The sequence below is a fragment of the Mesorhizobium sp. M0954 genome (assembly GCF_040319155.1).
Lineage (GTDB): Bacteria > Pseudomonadota > Alphaproteobacteria > Rhizobiales > Rhizobiaceae > Mesorhizobium.
In genome coordinates, this window is sequence record NZ_JAMYNR010000021.1 from 23915 (window position 1) to 42405 (window position 18491).

15 protein-coding genes and 1 pseudogene are annotated in these 18491 nt (G+C 62.9%); 8 read left to right on the top strand and 8 right to left on the bottom strand.

All coding sequences use genetic code 11. The annotated features are described in order from the left end of the window. Positions 1-20 precede the first annotated feature (20 nt). The 3 genes from NKH93_RS24470 (at position 21) to NKH93_RS24480 (ending at position 2254) form a co-directional block, all read left to right on the top strand. On the top strand, positions 21-449 hold the full coding sequence (locus NKH93_RS24470; protein WP_352770106.1) for an Lrp/AsnC family transcriptional regulator: 429 nt from the start codon (positions 21-23) through the stop codon (positions 447-449). A gap of 187 nt (positions 450-636) precedes the next feature. Next, positions 637-1002 (top strand): RidA family protein, encoded by a 366-nt coding sequence (locus tag NKH93_RS24475; protein ID WP_023675940.1) that lies wholly within the window; start codon positions 637-639, stop codon positions 1000-1002. Between the two features lie 22 nt (positions 1003-1024). Beyond that, a complete protein-coding gene (locus NKH93_RS24480; RefSeq protein WP_352614663.1) occupies positions 1025-2254 on the top strand; it encodes an amidohydrolase/deacetylase family metallohydrolase in 1230 nt (409 codons plus the stop codon). Between the two features lie 165 nt (positions 2255-2419). Here NKH93_RS24480 and NKH93_RS24485 read toward each other — a convergent pair whose 3' ends face one another. The 6 genes from NKH93_RS24485 to NKH93_RS24510 form a co-directional block, all read right to left on the bottom strand. Next, positions 2420-4201, bottom strand: a complete 1782-nt coding sequence (locus NKH93_RS24485) for an NAD(P)-binding domain-containing protein (RefSeq protein ID WP_352614661.1) — start codon at positions 4199-4201, stop codon at positions 2420-2422. Between the two features lie 139 nt (positions 4202-4340). Beyond that, positions 4341-6374 (bottom strand): aldo/keto reductase, encoded by a 2034-nt coding sequence (locus NKH93_RS24490; RefSeq protein WP_352972429.1) that lies wholly within the window; start codon positions 6372-6374, stop codon positions 4341-4343. Positions 6375-6430: 56 nt separating this feature from the next. Next, entirely contained in the window at positions 6431-7528 is a 1098-nt protein-coding gene (locus tag NKH93_RS24495) for an ABC transporter ATP-binding protein (protein WP_352820759.1), read from the bottom strand. An 8-nt stretch (positions 7529-7536) separates the two neighbouring features. Then, positions 7537-8388: a carbohydrate ABC transporter permease gene (locus NKH93_RS24500; protein WP_352972431.1), complete on the bottom strand. Its 852-nt coding sequence runs from the start codon at positions 8386-8388 to the stop codon at positions 7537-7539. After that, a complete protein-coding gene (locus NKH93_RS24505; protein WP_254817930.1) occupies positions 8385-9245 on the bottom strand; it encodes a carbohydrate ABC transporter permease in 861 nt (286 codons plus the stop codon). Before NKH93_RS24505 ends, NKH93_RS24500 begins: the two co-directional genes overlap by 4 nt. Positions 9246-9448: 203 nt before the next feature. Beyond that, positions 9449-10720: an extracellular solute-binding protein gene (locus NKH93_RS24510; RefSeq protein WP_023675947.1), complete on the bottom strand. Its 1272-nt coding sequence runs from the start codon at positions 10718-10720 to the stop codon at positions 9449-9451. A 106-nt stretch (positions 10721-10826) separates the two neighbouring features. Here NKH93_RS24510 and NKH93_RS24515 point away from each other — a divergent pair, with 106 nt between their 5' ends. Next, a complete protein-coding gene (locus NKH93_RS24515) occupies positions 10827-11699 on the top strand; it encodes a helix-turn-helix domain-containing protein (protein WP_352972434.1) in 873 nt (290 codons plus the stop codon). Positions 11700-11708: 9 nt separating this feature from the next. Here NKH93_RS24515 and NKH93_RS24520 read toward each other — a convergent pair whose 3' ends face one another. Beyond that, positions 11709-12947 carry a M24 family metallopeptidase gene (locus tag NKH93_RS24520; protein ID WP_352972437.1) on the bottom strand — a complete coding sequence of 413 codons (1239 nt, stop codon included), beginning with the start codon at positions 12945-12947 and terminating at the stop codon, positions 11709-11711. 190 nt (positions 12948-13137) lie between these two features. Continuing rightward, positions 13138-13476, bottom strand: coding sequence for a hypothetical protein (locus NKH93_RS24525; protein ID WP_352470899.1), 339 nt, complete (start codon positions 13474-13476; stop codon positions 13138-13140). A gap of 401 nt (positions 13477-13877) precedes the next feature. Between NKH93_RS24525 and NKH93_RS24530 the strand changes: the two are divergent. The 4 genes and pseudogenes from NKH93_RS24530 to NKH93_RS24545 all read left to right on the top strand — a co-directional run. Beyond that, positions 13878-14182, top strand: a pseudogene (locus NKH93_RS24530) (ferritin-like domain-containing protein); the annotation flags it as partial. Between the two features lie 491 nt (positions 14183-14673). Then, positions 14674-15888 carry a glycosyltransferase family protein gene (locus NKH93_RS24535; RefSeq protein WP_352450264.1) on the top strand — a complete coding sequence of 405 codons (1215 nt, stop codon included), beginning with the start codon at positions 14674-14676 and terminating at the stop codon, positions 15886-15888. 1 nt (position 15889) lies between these two features. Then, positions 15890-17134: a glycosyltransferase gene (locus NKH93_RS24540; RefSeq protein WP_352541931.1), complete on the top strand. Its 1245-nt coding sequence runs from the start codon at positions 15890-15892 to the stop codon at positions 17132-17134. Continuing rightward, positions 17131-18309, top strand: a complete 1179-nt coding sequence (locus NKH93_RS24545) for a glycosyltransferase family protein (RefSeq protein ID WP_352491730.1) — start codon at positions 17131-17133, stop codon at positions 18307-18309. The genes NKH93_RS24540 and NKH93_RS24545 overlap by 4 nt, the downstream gene beginning before the upstream one ends. Positions 18310-18491 lie beyond the last annotated feature (182 nt).

The window sequence follows — 18491 nt, forward strand, 5'->3', positions numbered from 1 at the left end:
TGACGGTAAGGTTCGTCGAAATGCTCAGCGATGCCGACCAGGCTCTGCTTTCCCTGCTGCGCACCAATGCGCGCGCCTCGACCGCAGAACTGGCGCGGCGCCTCGGCGTCTCACGAACGACGGTGCAAAGCCGGATCGAGCGGCTGGAAGAGCGCGGCATCATCGCTGGCTACGGGGTCAGGCTGTCGCCGGATTACGAGCAGGGGCTGGTCAGGGCGCATGTCCTGCTCACCGTCACCCCCAAGCTTGCCGACAAGGTGGTGCGCAGCCTGCAGGCGCTGGCACCGGTTCGCACGCTGCACTCGGTCAGCGGCAATTTCGACATGATCGTCATCGTCGAGGCGCCTTCGATCAGGGATCTCGACACGCTTCTCGACCAGATCGGCGCCATGGACGGAGTCGAGCGCACGTCGTCGTCGATCATCCTGTCGACGCGGATCGACCGCTGAGCGGGCTGGTGTCGCGGGTCCAGACGCTGGCGCGAAGGATCACCGAGCGCAGTGATCGTTCTGGCGCTCTCGCGGCAAAGCGATATAGGCTTCGAAGATGTTGGATGAGACTCGCAGAGGGGCCGCGTCCTCTCGCGCCAAGCTGACAAGTCGCGCGGTCACGCAACGATTTCCAGAGGACGCCTCCTTGCCCAAGCAATGTTTTGGAAAATCCCATGTGCCGTTGTCGCCGGCGGTCAGGGCCGGCGATTTCGTCTATGTCTCAGGCCAGGTGCCGGTCGGCACAGACGGACTGGTGGTCAAGGGCGGCATCGCCGAACAGACCGAGCAGGTGCTGTCGAACGTCAAGGCGGCACTGGCGCTGGCCGGCTGTACCCTCGACGACGTAGTCAAGACGACGGTCTGGCTCGAAGACGCCCGCGATTTCGGCATCTTCAACACCGTCTATGCCAGGCATTTCCCGAAAGACCCGCCGGCGCGCACGACAGTGGAGTCGCGGCTGATGATCGACATCAAGATCGAGGTCGAGGCCGTTGCCTACAGGCCGGCCTGACGGGAAAGTGGAGACAGGCGCGATGCAATTCGATCTCCTGATAAAAGGCGGCCGCCTCATCGATCCGGCGTCCGGCCTCGACGCGCAGCGCGATCTGGCGATTGCCGACGGCCGTATCGCCGCGATCGACACCGAAATCCCCTTCGAACGTGCCGCCCGCGTCATCGATGCCACGGGCTCGATCGTCGCGCCGGGCCTGATCGACCTGCACAGCCATGTCTATTGGGGCGGCACGTCGCTCGGCGTCGATGCCGACCGGCTCGCCGCAAAGAGCGGCACCACCACCTTCATCGATGCCGGAAGTGCCGGCGCCGGCAATTTCCTCGGCTTTCGCCGCCACGTCATCGAGCGCTCGAAAGTCCGTATTCTGGCTTACGTCAACATTTCCTTTGCCGGCATATTCGGCTTCTCGCAGACCGTGGCGGTCGGCGAGTGCAGCGACCTCCGGCTCTGCGAACCGCGCGAGACGGTAGCGGCGGCTCGCGAGCACGCGGACGTGGTTGTCGGCATCAAGGTCCGCTCGGGTCGCCATGCCGGCGGCACCAGCGGCATCGCGCCGGTCGATCTCGCGCTCGAAGCCGCCGACAAAGCCGGCCTGCCGCTGATGGCGCACATAGACGAGCCGCCGCCGGGCCGCTCGGAAGTGCTGCCGCGGTTGCGCAAGGGCGACATCCTCACCCACTGCTTCCGGCCGTTTCCCAACGCGCCGGTCTTCGCCTCGGGGGCGGTGCGGCCAGATATGCGGCTGGCGCGCGAGCGCGGCGTCATCTTCGATATCGGCCACGGCATGGGCTCGTTCGATTTCGAAGTGGCGAAAGCGATGCTCGGCGAGGGGCTGGCGCCGGACGTGATCAGCAGCGACGTGCATCTCTACTGCGTCGACGGGCCGGCCTTCGACATTCTGGTGTGCATGTCGAAGCTGCTGGCGCTCGGCATGCCGCTGGTCGAGGTGCTGCGCGCCGCGACACAGCGGCCGGCCGAAGCGATCGCCAGGCCCGATCTCGGCAGGCTGGCGGTGGGTGCGGTCGGCGACATCGCGGTGCTGCGGCTGCGTCCGGGCCGCTTCACCTTTGTCGATTCGGTCGGCGCCTCGCTGGTCGCCGAGCAACGGCTGGTCTCGGACGGAATCGTGGTCGGCGGCAGCTGGTGGCCGAACGAGGCGGTGGACGATCTCGGCGAAACCGAGCGTTTCGAAGCGCATGCGCACGACACGCATGTCGAGGTGGCGAGCCGGCATTTCGGGCGTGGGTGATCTCCCCCCTTGAGGCCCCTTGAGGGGGAGATGTCGCCGAAGGCGACAGAGGGGGTCGGTTCGACCGGGCTCGTCTTCCTGCAACGGATGGAGGCTGGCGCTCGACGCGCGGCGACCCCCTCTGGCCTGCCGGCCATCTCCTCCTCAAGGGGGGAGATCACAGCTTCACCGCCCCGCCGCTCCATAAACCGGCGTCGCAATGCCTTCCATCCTCGCCTTGATCTGCAGCGCGACGTACTTCGAATAGAAGCGCGACAGCGCCAGATTGCCGCCGTGGAACCACAGCGCTTCCTGTGCCGTCGGCTTCCACATGTTGCGCAATTCGCCTTGCCATGGACCCGGGTCGCCTTTCACGCCCGAGCCAATCCCCCAGCACGGGCCGACCTTGTTGGCGACTTCGCGCGAGACGATCGCCGCCACCGTTTCGTTCATCGAGAGATAGCCGGTGCAGGCGATGATTGCGTCGGCCGCCAGTTCGGTGCCGTCGTCGAAGAGGATGCCTGTCTGCGTCAGCGACTTGATCCCGACGCCGCTGCGGATGCCGATCTCGCCGTCGATGATCAGGTCGCAAGCGCCGACATCGATGTAGAAGCCCGAGCCGGTGCGGTAGGCCTTCATCAGGAGCCCGGTCTCGTCGTCGCCGAAATCGATGGCGAAGCCGGCGCCGCGCAAACGATCGTAGAAGGCCGCGTCGCGCGCCTTGATGATGTCGTAAAGCGCCCGCTGGCCTTGCGGCAGCAGCGCGAACGGCGTCGAGGCGACGATCATGTCGGCCTTCTCGGTGGTGATGCCGCGGGCCAGCGCCTTTTCCGAAAAGATCTCGAAACCGATCTCCATCAGCGTGTCCGACTTGACCACCGTCGTCGGCGAGCGCTGGACCATCGTCACCTCGGCGCCGCTCTCCCAGAGGTCGACGCTGACGTCATGGCCGGAACTTGCGGCGCCGATGACGGCGACCTTTTTGCCGCGGAATTTCTCGCCGCTGGAATACTGGCTGGAATGCAGGATCTCGCCGTTGAAGACATCGGCACCCGGCAGGTCGATGCGCCTGGGCGGGCCATAGGCGCCGGTCGCAAAGACGATATGCTTCGGCTTTAGCGTGATGCGCTCGCCGGCGCGATCGAGTTCGACCGTCCAGACCCTTTCGGTCTCGTCATAGGACGCGCTCACGCATGTCGTGGAGGTCCAGTAGTTGAGCTCCATGACGCGCGTATACATCTCCAGCCAGTCGCCCATCTTGTCCTTGGGCGTGAACACGGGCCAGTTCTCGGGAAACGGTATGTAGGGCAGATGGTCGTACCAGACCGGGTCGTGCAGCACGAGCGAGCGGTAGCGATTGCGCCAGGAATCGCCGGCCTGAGCGTTCTTCTCGATGACTATGGCCGGCACGGCCAATTGCCGGAGCCGGGCGCCCAGCATGATGCCGCCCTGGCCGCCGCCGATGACCAGGCAATAAGGCTGCTGGCCGGCGCCGAGTTCACGCGTCTCGCGCGCCCTCGCCTCCAGCCAGGTCTCGCGCTCCGGATCGGCCTTGTGGCGGACACCCAGCGGCCGCGCCGGGCCCTTGCGCTCCTCAAACCCCTTGAGATCGCTCATCGCGGTAAACAGTGTCCGGCATTTGCCGTCCCTGAGGCGCATGATGCCTTGGCCCCACGCCGATGACGTCTCGAAAGAAAACCAGGCTTCGATCGTGCCTTCGTCCGAAGTCGCTTCGCCGCTGAGCTGCCACCGGGCAGGTTTTGTCGTTGCCAGCGTCGCCGCCAGCATGTCGCGGATCGCGACGCGGCCCTCCATCGTCCTGACGTTCCAGGTGAAGGTCAAGAGATCGCGCCAGTAGCAGTCCTCGACGAACAAATTGGTTGCCGCCTCGACGTCGCCGGCCTCGAGCGCCCGGGCAAAGGAATCGAGCCAGGTGGCAGCCTGTTTCGTCGGTGCGATGTCGAGCATCTGTCTTGCCTAACTTCCAGTGGCCTTTGCGCTGACCTCATTCTTACCCTTTCCCGGTTCTTTGCGGGAGAGGGTAAGGGCCGTGCAAACAGTCCGGAAGCTAAGGGCGCAGCGTAGGCCGAAGCGACTGCCGCTGCCGTCAGGCCCGCGCGCGGGCCTGATCCGAACCGCTATCCAGCCATGCGAGATCGTGCGGCGAAAGTGAGATGTCGAGCGCCTGGAGGCTGTCTTCCAACTCGTCGAGCGTGCGCGGCCCGATCAGCGGGACGGACGGAAACGGCTGCGCCAGCACATAGGCGAGCGCGACGTGGATCGGGCTTTTGCCCAGCCGTTTGGCGAGCTCGATGGCGCGGTCGCGACGGCCGAAATTCCTCTCCGAATACCAGACCCGGACCAGCTCCTCATTATCGCGCCGGTCGCGCCCGGCGCGGTCGGTGAAGAAGCCGCGGCCCTGGCTCGACCAGGCGAAATTCGGCATCTGCCGGGCGGCGAGCCAGGCCTTCCATTCGTCGCTGGAGGAGGTGACGCAGCCTGCCCAGATCGGCTCCAGCATCTCGGCCAGCGAGAAATTGTTGGAAAGCGCGCCGGGCTTCTGCTTGCCGGTGCGCTCGGCATAGGCAATCGCCTTGTCCATGCGGTCCATCGTCCAGTTCGAGCCGCCGAACGGACCGCGAATGCGGCCGGCCTTGACCTCGCGGTCCATCGCATCGACGAACTCGTCGACCGGCACGTCCGGATTGTCGCGGTGCATGAAATAGACGTCGATATGGTCGGTCTGCAGCCGTTCGAGCGACTGGGTGAGCTGCTTGCCGATGACGTCGGGATAGCAGAGCGGCGAGTGCGCGCCCTTGCCGATGACCACCGACTGCTCGCGCACGCCGCGGTTCTTCAGCCACTGGCCGAGCAGCGTCTCGGTATAGCCGGAACCGTAGACGAAGGCGGTGTCGAACAGATTGCCGCCGGCCTCGAAATAGGCATCGAGCAGGATGGCGCCCGACGAAAAGGTGCGGAAATCCTCGAAGCCGAGCGCCAGGCACGAGGCCGGCCGCGGCAGGCCCGGAATGCTGCGCTTGGGGATGGCGGTTCCGCCGGAGCGCAGCTTCCGTCCGGAGATCGTGTTGACGCGCTTTGCCGGTTTCTCGATGTCGTATTCGAGCCCGATTGCGGCCCGCCATTTGTCGAGCACGCGCAGATTGCTGAGACTGTCGGCCCAGCCCATGCCGGGCCAGGCGAACTCCTGCTTTCCGCCGAGAATGGCCTCGCCGGCGGCGTCGACCTCAAATGCGTACAGCCAGCCGTCCTCCGTGACCTCGACCACCTCGGTGTCACCCGGACGGATGATGCGGATTTCGCCGGTGCCGCCTTGCTGGCCGCCGGCATACCAGAAATCCGCCACCTCGATGCGGCCTTTGCTGCCGAGAATACGCAAGACATTGTCCTGAGCGAGCGAGATGCTGCAGGACACTTCCGCGACGATGCCGCCCGGAAAATGCAACAGCGCCGACGCCCATTCGTCGACGCCGGATTGGCCGAGATGCGCAGCGCCGACGACTTTGTCCGGCTCGGCGAAGGGCTTTCCCACTGCTGCGCCGGCAATCAGCCGCGCCATCGAGACGGGATAACCGCCGACATCGAGAATGCCGCCGCCGGCGAGATCCTTGGCGTAAAGCCGGTGCTCCGGCATGAAGCCCGGCATGGCGAAGCCGAAGCTGGATTTGATCATCTTGATGTCGCCGATCGCGCCGGCCCTGATCAGCTCGACCAGCTTGGCCGTCTGCGGATGCAGCCGGTACATGAAGGCTTCGCCGAGAAAGGTGCCGGCCTTGCGCGCGGCATGGATCATGGCGTCGGCTTCGAATGCGGTCAGGCCAAGCGGCTTTTCGCAAAGCACGTGCTTTCCGGCCTCGGCCGCCTTGATCGCCCATTCGGCATGGCTCGGATGCGGCGTCGAAATATAGATCGCGTCGACATCCGGATCGCCAACCAAAGCCTCGTAGCCGTCCAGGATGCGGGCGCCGGGGAAAGCCTCGGTGAGCCCCGACTTGCCGGGATTGCGCGCCCCTAAGGCGACCAATGTGCCGGTGCGCGAATGGGCGACGCCCCCGGCAAAAGCCTTGGCGATGTTGCCGGGCCCGAGAATGCCCCAGCGAACTTTTTCTGGTTTGGACGTCATGTCAAATCTCCGTGGGGTGGCCGCGAGCAATCGCGATCGGACAAAAGAAAGATGGGTTAGCGAATGCGTGCGCCGGTGGCGTCGAAGAGAAGCGAGCGGTCGGCTTTGATCGACACCACCAGGTCGTCGCCGTTCGCGCGATGCCGCGAGGCCTCGCGCTCGATGATCAGTTCCTCGCGTCCGCCACCGGTACCGGAATTGGCATAGACATAGCTCACCGATCCCAAGTGCTCGGCGACGTCGGCCTTGAGGGTAAGGTCGCAATCGCCCTGGCCGGCGTCGAAGAAATGCTCCGGCCGCACGCCAAGCACAACATCGCCGCCTGTTGCAGGCAAGGCATCCGAAAGCGGCTTGCGCAGTCGCGCGCCGCGATGATTGACCAGTTGGACGACCGCCGCACCGTTGTCGGCCCCGACCATTTTTGCCGCCAGGAAGTTCATTTTCGGCGAGCCGACGAAGCCGGCAACGAAGCGGTTGGCGGGGTCGTCGTAGAGATCGAGCGGCGCGCCGATCTGCTCGATATTGCCGGCGTTGAGCACAACGATCCTGTCGGCCAGCGTCATTGCCTCGGTCTGGTCGTGCGTCACATAGACCATGGTAACGCCGAGTTCCTTATGAAGGCGCGATATCTCGACGCGCATCTGCACCCGGAGCTCGGCATCGAGATTGCTGAGCGGTTCGTCGAACAGGAACACTTGCGGCTCACGCACGATGGCGCGGCCGATGGCGACGCGCTGGCGCTGGCCGCCCGACAATTGCCGCGGCCGCCGCTTCATCAGCTCGGCGATACGCAGGATTTCGGAAGCCCGCTTCACCCGCCGCTCGGTATCTGCCTTGGGGTTGCCGGTCATTCTCAGGCCGAAGCTCAGATTCTGCTCGACAGTCATGTGCGGATAGAGCGCGTAGGACTGGAACACCATGGCGATGCCGCGATCGGCCGCCTCGACGTCGTTCACCACCTTGCCGCCAATGGCGATCTCGCCGTCGCTGATGTCCTCGAGTCCGGCGATCATCCGAAGCAGCGTGGACTTGCCGCAGCCGGAAGGGCCGACGAAGACGACGAATTCGCCGTCATCGATGTCGATATTGGCACCGTGGACGATCTCGAAGACGCCGAAGCGCTTGATGACGTTTTTGAGTGTGACTGCCGCCATGCTGATCCTTACTTGATGGCGCCGGCGGCGATGCCGGCAACGAAATGGCGCTGCAGAAGCACGAACACGACGAGCATTGGCGCCGTCAGCATCACCGCGCCCGCCATGATGCCGCCCCAGGACACCTTGGTGAGACCGATCAGCGTGCCGAGCGCCACGGGCGCGGTCATCGCGCCCGGCTTGGAATTGATCAGCAGCGGCCAGAGATAGTTGTTCCAGGAGGCAAGGAAGAGGATGATGGCGAGCGCCGCCAGCATCGGCCGCGCCAGAGGCAGTGCGACGAACAGGAATATCCGCCATTCCTTGACGCCCTCGACCTTGGCGGCGTCGAACAGCTCGTGCGGCATCATCGAAAAACTCTGCCGCATGAAGAGCACGCCCAGCGAATTGAACAGCGGCGGCACGATCAGCGCCACCCAGGTGTTGGCGAGCTTGAAGTCGCGCGCCACCATGATGAATTGCGGGATCAGCACGACCGCATAGGGCAGCGTGATGGTGCCGAAGATGATGGCGACGACCATGCCCTTGCCGAAGAAGTTGTAACGCACCAGCGCCCAGCCGGCCATCGAGGTCAGCATCACCGACAGGAAGGTATAGGTCACCGCCACCGAGACGGAGATGCCGATGGCGCCGATGAAATTGGTGCCGCGCTGCAGATTGCTGACATTGTCGAGGAAATTGCCATGCGGCAAAAGCTCGATGTCGGGGCTGAAGATGCCGTTGTCGGGCATCGTCGAAAAAACCACCATCATCCATAGCGGAAACAGCCAGACCAGTGCCAGCGGCGTCAGGAACAGATGCAGCGCGATGCTGCGTCCCAATCTGGCCTGGGAGCGGCTGACTCTTGAGTGCGAGGTCATTTCGGTTCCCTCGTCAGCCATATCTGCACCAGCGAAATGGCGATCGCCAGCCCGGCCATGGTGTAGGCGACGGCCGAAGCGTAGCCGAAATTGAGCGACCGGAAGCCCTGGCGGTAAAGCAGCAGCCCGAGCGTTTCGGTGCCGCCGCCCGGCCCGCCGCGCTCGGTGATCAGGAAGGGCTCGGTGAACAGCTGCATGGTGCCGATGATCGACAGCACGGCGCAGAACACGATGATCGGCTTGAGCAGCGGCAACGTGATGTAGAAGAACTGTTTGACCTTGCTGACCCGGTCCAGGGTCGCCGCCTCGTAGACATCCTCGGGAATCGACTGCAGGCCGGCGAGCAGGATGATGGCGTTGTAGCCGGCCCAGCGCCACGTCACCGCCATCATGATCACCGCCATCGCCGGGGTGACGTTGGTAAACCAGTCGACACTGGGCAGGCCGATGCTGTTCAGCAATTTGTTGATGATGCCGTAGTCGAGATTGAACATCAGCCGGAAAACCGCCGAATAGGCGACCTCGCCGACCACGACCGGCGCGAAGAAGGCAAAGCGGAACAGGCCACGGGCCTTGAGCAGTGGCGAATTCAAAAGCACCGCCATCACAATCGCCAGCGAAATCATCACCGGCACCTGGATGACAAGGATCAGCAATGTGTTCTTCAAGGCATTGAAGAAGGCCGGATCGCCGATCAGCCGGCCCCAGTTGAAGGTCGGCGCGAAGCGCCACGGCACGGTGCGCGTCGCCTGGAACGAGATCAGGAAGGAATCGATGATCGGCCACAGCCAGAAGATCGAAAAAATCAGCAGATACGGCGCGAGGAAGCGATACGCCGTGGCGTTCTGGTAGCGCATCGTTTCCTCCTTTCTGCTTTCAAGTTCTTGCCTTCTCCCCTTGTGGGAGAAGGTAGATCGGCGCGTAGCGCCGAGACGGTTGAGGGGTGATGGCCGGAGTGCCGCCGGCGCCAAGCTGGAGCACCCCTCATCCGTCGCCTTCGGCTCCCCTTCTCCCACAAGGGGAGAAGGGGAGCCGCGCGCTCGGAGCCGCCTCGTCTAGATCACGACTTGACGGGCAGGCCGGTCGCCGCGGCGATCTGGCTTGCGGCATCGTCGAGCGCTGCCTTGGCGTCGGGATAGCCGCCGGCCAGATATTTGGTCTGCACCGCGCGGATGATGATTTCGGCGTCGCTCTGGAACGGCGTGCCGCGGCTGGGGACGACCTTGGGCAAGGTGCCGAGGATGTCCTTCCACACGGCTTGGCCACCCCAATAGGGCAGGCCCTCGGAGACATAAGGGTCGTTGAGCGCCGAGATCAGCGACGGCACCAGGCCGAAGCCTTTCAGCATGGTGATCTGGCCCTCATTCGTCGCAAGCGTGTATTTCAGATAGGCGTAGGCGGCTTCCTTGTTCTTCGACACCGAGGTGATGGCGAGCGAGGAGCCGCCGAGATTGGCGGCGCGCGGACCGTCGGCGGTCAGGCTCGGCATCAGATAGACGCCCCATTTGCCTGCCCCATCGGGCGATTCGGTGCGCACGGTGCCTTCATACCAGCCGCCATACATCTGCGTGGCGACCTTGCCGGCGGTGTTGTTGGTGATCTTGGTGCTCCAGTCGGCAGAGGAAATGATGCCGGCGTCCTTCATCTCCTTGATCTTGGTCATGGCATCGACGCATTTGGGCTGGTTGACCGTGATCGATTGCCCGTCGGCGGAGAAGTAGGCGCAACCCTGCTCGTTGGAGATCATGCGGAAGAATTCGGAATCGCCGTTGAAATCGGCGTTGGTCATCGTGACGCCGGGATTGGCGGCCTGGATTTTCTTGGCGGCGGCGATGAAGTCGTCCCAGGTCTTGATCGAGGACGGATCGACGCCAGCCTTCTCGTAGAAGTCGCGGCGGTAGAACATCGCCACTGGACCGGAATCCCAGGGCATCGCATAGGCCTTGTCGTCAACCTCGAGCTCGGTACGCTTGAAGTCGGGGAATTTTGCCTGGTCTTCCGCGGTGTAGCCGAGCGTATGCAGGTCGACGAAGCAATCCGGGAACTGGCTCCAGTAGTTTTCGGCTTCGCCGTTCTCGATCGTAACGATGTCAGGCAGCCCCTCGCCGCCGGCGGCACAGCCGGCGATTGATTTGTCGTAGGTCGGCTGGTTGCCAAGGTCCTCGACCGTCACCTTGATGTCGGGATACTGCTTGTTGAAGCCCGCTATGGTGGCCTTCAGCGACGAAGCGGCGATATTCCAGCTCCAGATCGTGATTTCACCGGACTGCGCAAAGGCCGGGCTGGAGCCCAAGGCAAGCGCGAGCGCGGCGCAGGTCAATTTTATGCGCATTGAAATCCTCCCATTTCAGTTGCTCTCTGTTTGCGAGCGTGGCTAGACTAGGCCTCGGGAAAGCCTTGTCCGCGACAAAGGGAATAAGAAATGAGCGGAAAGTAAGATGCCGGAAAGGCCGTTTTACCAGCCTGGCGCCAGCAGCGTGGAGGGCCTGCCGCTGCTGCTGCAGATGTTCCACACCCAGCCCCTGGTGATGCTAAAGCCGCATTGGCACGCCCAGGTCGAGGTGAATTTCATCGTGCGTGGTGCCGTGCATTACCGCATGGACGGGCACGGGATTTCGCTTTCTGCGGGCGACATGTGCCTGTTCTGGGGCGGCCTGCCGCACCAGATGGACGAAGCCTCCGACGATGCCATCTATGCCGGCGCGCATTTGCCGCTGGTGCATTTCTTCCGGCTGCATTTGCCCGTCGAGGTCCGCAACAGGCTGATGACCGGCGCGACGCTGGTGACCGACGCCACCGACCGGTCGGACGACCACAATTTCGAGCGCTGGAATCGCTATGCCCGCTCCGGCGACCCGGTCAAGGCCGAGCATGCCGTCAACGAGCTTTTGCTGCGGCTGGAGCGGGTGCGCTTCGAGCCTTACCGGCTGGTGCCCGAAACCCCGGTCGAACAGGAGATAGGCAGTCCCTTCGATCAGCAATCGCTGCGCAATGTCGGGCGCATGTGCGACTTCATCGCCGAGAATTTCCTCTACGAAATCGATTGCGTCGACATCGCCGCGGCGGCCGATATCCATCCCAAATACGCCATGAGCATCTTCAAGAAATCGACCGGCATGACGCTCAATGAATATGTGAACTTGCTGCGCCTCAGCTACGCGCAGGCGCTGCTGATGCATCAGGATGCCAATGTGCTGCGCGTCGCCATGGAATCGGGCTTCGGCTCGCTCAGTGCCTTCAACAAGTCGTTCCGCAAGCTTTCCGGCATGTCGCCGTCGGATTTCCGCAGGGGCGTGGCCGGCGCCAGATAACGGCTGGATTCAAGCGATAATATCCAGGCGCCTCGGCAGGCGGTTCATCGGCGACGGCCCGTTGGCGGTGATCAGGAACTGGTCCTCGAGATTGAAGCTGGCGAGACCGTCGATGTAGAGCGGGATTTCGAATGCCAGCACCATGCTGGCCTCGATCACGACATTGCTGTCGGCCGAGATGAACGGCCATTGCTCGGAAAACACGGAATTGCCGACGCCGTGGCCGAAATGGCCGCGGCGATAGGAACGCAGGCCCTGGCGCGCCAGGCTTTCGCTGGCGGCGCGATGCACGGCGGCTAACGGCTTTCCGGGCATAAGCGCGGCAAGCCCGTCGGCGAAGGCGCGTTCGGCTATCGCATGCAATTCGGCCTGTTCGGGCGAGGGCGGCCCGAAGGTGAAATTCCGCGACATATCCGAGGCATAGCCGTTCACGCTGCACACCATGTCGGCCTTCAGCGGATCGCCGGCGGCGGCGACGACGTCGGCGCCTTTTGGGCGAGCGCCCAGCGTGACGTATTCCGCCGTCGAGATTTGCTGCGACGACCCGGCGGCTGCATCCGCGACGCCTTGCCGGTAAAGCGCGACCAGCTCAGACTGACGCATGCCGGTCGTCGCATGCTGCTGCAGCCGCGACAGGCCGGCTTCCGACAGGGCGATGCCCTGCTGCAGAAGGTCGATCTCGCTCTGCGATTTGATTGCCCGCAGCCTGTCGAGAACCGGCGAGCCGTTGACCAGGGCAGTGCCCGGCAACATTGCCTGCATCGCGGAAAAATCGCTGGCCGAGACGAAATCCAGCTCGATGCCGAGCGTCGCACGCTCCAGCCCGAATTCTGCGAGGATCGGTTTCAGCTCGCGGACGGAGCGGGCAAGCTCGAAGGTCGCCGGACGTGAAAAACCGGGGGCGCGGCCAACCAGGCCGGCCTCGATGCGCTGCGCAACAGGCCGGTCGGCCGTCGCCGGCTCGAGCGACGCCGATTCGATCCAGATCGCATGCGTGCGCAGCACGGCGCCGGCCATCGCCGCCCGGAGCCGGGCAGCCTGGAAATCCGCCACCACGACGCCGAGCGGCAGGTCGCCTCGCTTGGGAATAACGACGAAACCGGCGCCGGCCCGCCGGAACAGGCCGGCCGGGCCGATCCAGGCACCGGTGGCATATTGGAACGCCTCGGGCTCGCAAAGCACCAGCGCCTCGATGCCGGCGCGCTGCATCAGGTCAGTTGCGCGCTCGCGGTCGACAAAGCCGGTCATGGGATCTCCTCGAATGCACTCGAATCCGACGCCGATGCGGCGGCGTTTGGCCTTAGCGTAGCTTCAGTGCCGCCGTGGAGCAGCTTTTTTCTGGAAGCGCTGTTCACCTTGAGAGTTCGTCGTCGGGAAACGAAAAAAGCCGCGGCGAACCACGGCTTTCAACGCGACAAGTGGTCTGTTTTTGGAATCCTTACTGGGTTTCGTCAGAGGTGTCGTCGGCAGTGTCTGCCGCGTCTTTCGCGGCCTTCCTGTCCAGCGCTGCCTGCAAGGCCAGCGTAGCCTGCGGTGAGGCCGGCGTCGTGGCAACGACCGCCATTGCATGAGCAACGCCGGTCGTCGACTTGTCCTTGGCCGCGGCGGAAGTGGCGGCTCCGTGTCCCTGCGAGCCGGCCCCGGCCGAGTTTCCGCCGTTACCGTTGCTGCCGCCATTGCCGTTGCCATTGCCATTGCCCCCGGGGGCAGCGAGTACCGGAGATGCGAGAAGGGTGAGAGCGGCTACAGTCGCGAATAGACAGGTGCGCGTTTTCATAGTTCCTCCTTCGAGTCGCCCTCCCGCCAGGATGGGTTTCAGATGAAAAACGTCAGGACTTTCGAATCCGAAAGTCGGCTGTTACCTAGCTTTGTTCAAATACAGTATTCTACAAGACGGACCTTGGTCCGAAATCGATACGCAAAAGTCCTGGATTTTATCGACAGCGTACTTCGGACGACCGCAGCGGCGGGATTTTTGCTGCCGGCAGATCCGGCGCCGCTACAGCGCAGTGTGCGTCAGCTGTCATCAGGCTGGGGTCGAGGAAACCTAGCTGCTCGGCCATCGGTGAGATCATTCAAGGCGATTGAGGAACATTCCACATTTCGTGAAGTTGGGAGCGCAGGTGCGCTTTTGAGGTGCCAAAATGTTTGATGCCGGCGGGCTTTTGGGAGGAAGCCATGATCCGCGTCACGCCTGCATTTCGTGTTTCGCGCCGCCGCGCGTTGCAGTTTGGCCTGGGAGCAACGCTCGCTTCGGCCACCGGCCTTGCCCCGATTTCCCGGGCCTATGCGCAGGATGAGGTCAAAGACGAAGACATTTTTTTCCGGTTCGCCCTCAATCTCGAATATATGCGGAAGCCGAATATTACCTGCGCGGTACAACCGGAAAAGGGATCGAAGACTCGGATACTGGCCCGAAGGCCGGCGCTGTCGTTGGCGGTAAACAGGTCAGCTTTGACACGCCTGCAATCGGCGAGTTCATGTGCCCATGGCGTCCAAAAAGCTAGTGAGTTCAATTGGCTCGCCCGAAAAGAGTCGAACTCCTGACCCTTAGATTCTGGTCTGAGAAGTCAAGATCTAGGCGGTTCGAACGTGTCCCATACTCCGTCAACGCTCCGGCTTCCCACCGCCAAGGCACATCATGGTTTAGGAGCTTGGCTTAGACGCTCGAAGTGAAGTACCCAGCCCATACCTTATTCCATTCTGGAGTTTCCACGTTTTTCGCAGCGGTCAAGGCCGCCGAGAATCCGAGATGGTCAATACCAGTGAAATGATGCAGGTTCTTCTGGACCACGTGGCAAGCAGGCCGCTGAGCAGACGTAGCTTCCTGGTTTCAGCATATGGACCCTCTTTGTAATACGAATTGAAAATTGCGCCCTCATGTTTCAGAACAGGTCGGTAGACCCGCGAGGATGATTTCGAATCCTGCGGGTCGCACGGTCCTCAAGGCGAGAATTCTAAGAGACGTTCAACAATGACCCAGCACGCAGAAAACGCTCGAATTCTCATGTACAGCCACGACACGTTCGGGCTCGGCCATTTGCAGCGCTGCCGGACTATCGCGCATTCGCTGGTCGAGGATTTCCGCGGACTTCAGGTGCTCATCATTTCGGGTGCGACTATCGCTGGCGCCTTCGATTACCGCGCCCGTGTCGACTTCGTGAAGATCCCCAGCGTCATCAAGCTGCGCAACGGCGAATACACCTCGCTGGAAAAGGACATCGATCTGCATGAGACGCTAAGGATGCGCCAGTCGATCATCCGCCATACAGCTGAGACCTTCCGGCCCGATATCTTCATCGTCGACAAGGAACCGCTCGGCCTGCGCGGTGAGATTGAGGACACGCTGTCCTACCTCAAGACGCGGGGCACCACGCTGGTGCTTGGCCTGCGCGAGGTGATGGATGCGCCGCATCTGCTCGAAGCAGAGTGGGCGCGCAGAGACGTGATGCGCAAGATAGGCGTCTTCTACGACAAGGTCTGGGCCTATGGTCCGCCGGATTTCTACGATCCGTTGACGGGCTTGGATGTGCCCCCGGCTGTCAGGGCAAAGATGAGGTTCGTCGGGTTCCTGCAACGGAGCCTGCAGCGGAACGAGTTGCCCGGCCACCGGCCCGAGGGCGACTATATCCTCGTTACTACCGGTGGCGGCGGTGACGGCGCCGATCTGATCCACGACGTCATCGATGCCTATCAGCAGGATCCGCAATTGCAGCATAGAGCCCTGATCGTGCTTGGGCCTTACATGCCGGCGCGCAAGCGCAACAAGCTGCTCAAGAAGGGGTCCAAGATCCCTTACATCAAGATCATCGAGTTCGACAACCGCATGGAAGACCTGATTGCCGGCGCCAAGGCGGTAGTGGCGATGGGCGGCTACAACACCTATTGCGAGATACTGTCTTTCGACAAGCCGGCGCTGATCGTGCCGCGCGTCGAGCCCCGCCGGGAACAACTGATCCGCGCACGGCGCGCAGCCGAACTCGGCCTCATCGAGATGCTTTTGCCGGAAGAAGCCGAGGACTCCCGGCGGTTTGCCGATGCACTGAAGGTGCTGCCGGACCGGCCCCGCCCATCGCAGAGCAATCCGCATCTGACGCTCGAAGGGCTGCCTCATATTTCCGAAATCGTCGCGGAACTGCTCGACCGGCGGGCCGGCCATCACCTTTCGGTCATTGAAGGAATGACCTGAGTTGCAACATCGCAAGATCGTCGTGGTTCTGAAGGGTTATCCGCGGCTGTCCGAAACCTTCATCGCGCAGGAACTGCTCGGTCTTGAGCGTGCGGGGTTCGACCTGATACTCGTCGCGCTCAGGCGGCCGACCGACGAAAAACGCCACCCCGTGCATGACGAGATCAAAGCGCCCGTCCATTATCTGCCGGAATATCTGCATGAAGAGCCGCTGCGCGTGCTTCGCTCGCTGTTTGCCTGTCTGCTGCGTCCGGGCTTCTGGCGCGCGCTCGGATGGCTGGCTGCCGATATGCCCCGCGACTTTACGCGCAATCGCGCGCGGCGCTTCGGGCAAGCGCTCGTGCTGGCGGCCGAATGGCCGGAAAACGCGGGCTGGCTGCATGCACATTTCGCGCACACGCCTGCATCGGTGACGCGCTATGCCAGCCAGCTTCGTGGCCTGCCGTGGACCTGCTCGGCCCATGCCAAGGACATCTGGACTTCGGCGGACTGGGATCTGGCCGGCAAGCTTTCCTCGGCGCGCTGGACGGTCACTTGCACGAAAACCGGCTTCGACCGTCTGAAAAAACTCGATAACGGCAACTCGTCCGTGCATCTGAGCTATCATGGGCTCGACCTTGATCGCTTCGGCAGTTTCGGCGAGGCGCGAAAGCAGCATGACGGCTCGGCTCCGGACGAACCGGTTGTCGTTCTGAGTGTCGGGCGCGCCGTTGAAAAGAAAGGTTACGATACGTTGCTGGAGGCCCTTGCCCTGCTGCCCGGCGATTTGGCGTGGCGTTTCGAGCATATCGGCGGCGGCGAAGAATTGGAACGGTTCAAGGCGCTGGCGCAAAAGCTCGGCCTGGATGGTCGCGTCTCTTGGAAAGGCGCGCTTGCGCAGGAGGAGGTGCTTGAGCACTACCGCCGCGCCGACATCTTCGCCCTGGCCTGCAGGATCACCGCAAATGGCGACCGCGACGGTCTGCCGAATGTTCTGGTGGAGGCGGCTAGCCAGCGGCTTGCCTGCGTGTCGACCGATATTTCCGGCGTGCCGGAGCTTTTATCGTCGGATGAAACCGGGTTGCTGGTTCCGACGGAAAACCCGCTTGCCCTGGCACGGGCGCTGGAGCGCCTGATCCGTGATCCCGTGCTCCGCGACCGCCTCGGCGACGCCGCAGAGCGGCGCGTGCGCGGCAATTTCGATCATATGGCAAGCATTGGACAGCTCAAGGAACTGTTCGAGCGGGAGTGGCGGGCCGCCGAATGAAGCGGCTGCGCGCTTTCTTCTATGTCCAGCACCTGCTCGGCATCGGCCATCTCGCGCGCGCCAGCCGCATTGCGGCGGCTCTGGTCGATGACGGGTTTGACGTTACCGTCGTGACCGGCGGAGCGCCGATCGCCGGGTTTCCGGGACTGGGTGTACAATCTGTAACCCTGCCACCTGTCACCTCCGGTGATGAAGGATTTTCGGGACTTGTCGACCTGCAAGGCAACCCGATCGACGATGATTTCAAGAAATGGCGTTCAGAGATGCTGCTGCAGGCATTCCGGGATTGCAGGCCTGATATCGTCATTGTCGAGGCGTTTCCATTTGGACGCCGGCAGATGCGTTTCGAACTCTTGCCGCTGATCAAGGCCATCGACGCGACGTCGCCCAGACCGCTGCTGGCGACGTCCGTCCGTGATATCCTCCAGGAGCGCGTCAAGCTGGGCCGAAACGAGGAAACGGTCGATCTCATCAACAGGCATTTCGATCTTGTTATGGTCCACGGCGATCCGGCTTTCGCAACCATCGACAAGACATTTCCACTGGCTGGGGCGATCAGGGCCGAGGTCACCTACACGGGGCTCGTTGCCGCGCCGCCATCGCCCGCGGCCTCCGAGCGCTTCGACGTTCTGGTGTCGGTTGGCGGCGGGGCTGCCGGAAAGAGCCTTGTCAGATCCACCATCGCAGCGGCGCGGAATGCCAACAACGCTTGGAAATGGTGCTTGATCACCGGCCCAAACCTGCCGAAAGACGAGTTTGACGCGATCGCACGCGATGCCACGCCAGGCCTGTCCATCTTCCGGTTCCGCGAGGATTTCGCCAGCCTGCTGACCGGCGCCCGCCTGTCAGTCTCGCAGGCGGGTTACAACACGGTCTGCGATGTCCTGCGCGCGGGTTGTCGCTCCCTGCTCGTCCCATTTGCAGCCGGCGGGGAAACCGAACAGACGGTTCGCGCCCTGATGCTCGAAGAACTCGGTCTTGCAACGGTGCTGATGGAAAAGGATCTGACGCCTGAAGGTTTGGCGCAAGCGATCGAACAAGCGCTTGTGGAACCGACGCCATCCGCGCATCGTCTCGATCTGGAAGGCGCGCGTCGCTCCGCGCAAATCCTGCGCGAGCGGCATCGAACATGGTCCCTAAATGTGGGGCCCGGTTTCGGAAAAGTTCATGATTGAACAGACGATAGATCCTAGAGCGGTTCATCGTTTCACGCAGAACCGCTGTGTCTCTTTGTTTTGACGCAATTCCGGACGGAAAGCCGTTTCCACACTTTCCTGCAAATGCTCTAACGCGCGTCGCGCCTGGTGAGATTCGTGCGACGCGCTTCAAGTCCTGTTTTTATGCGTGTCGTTGTCCC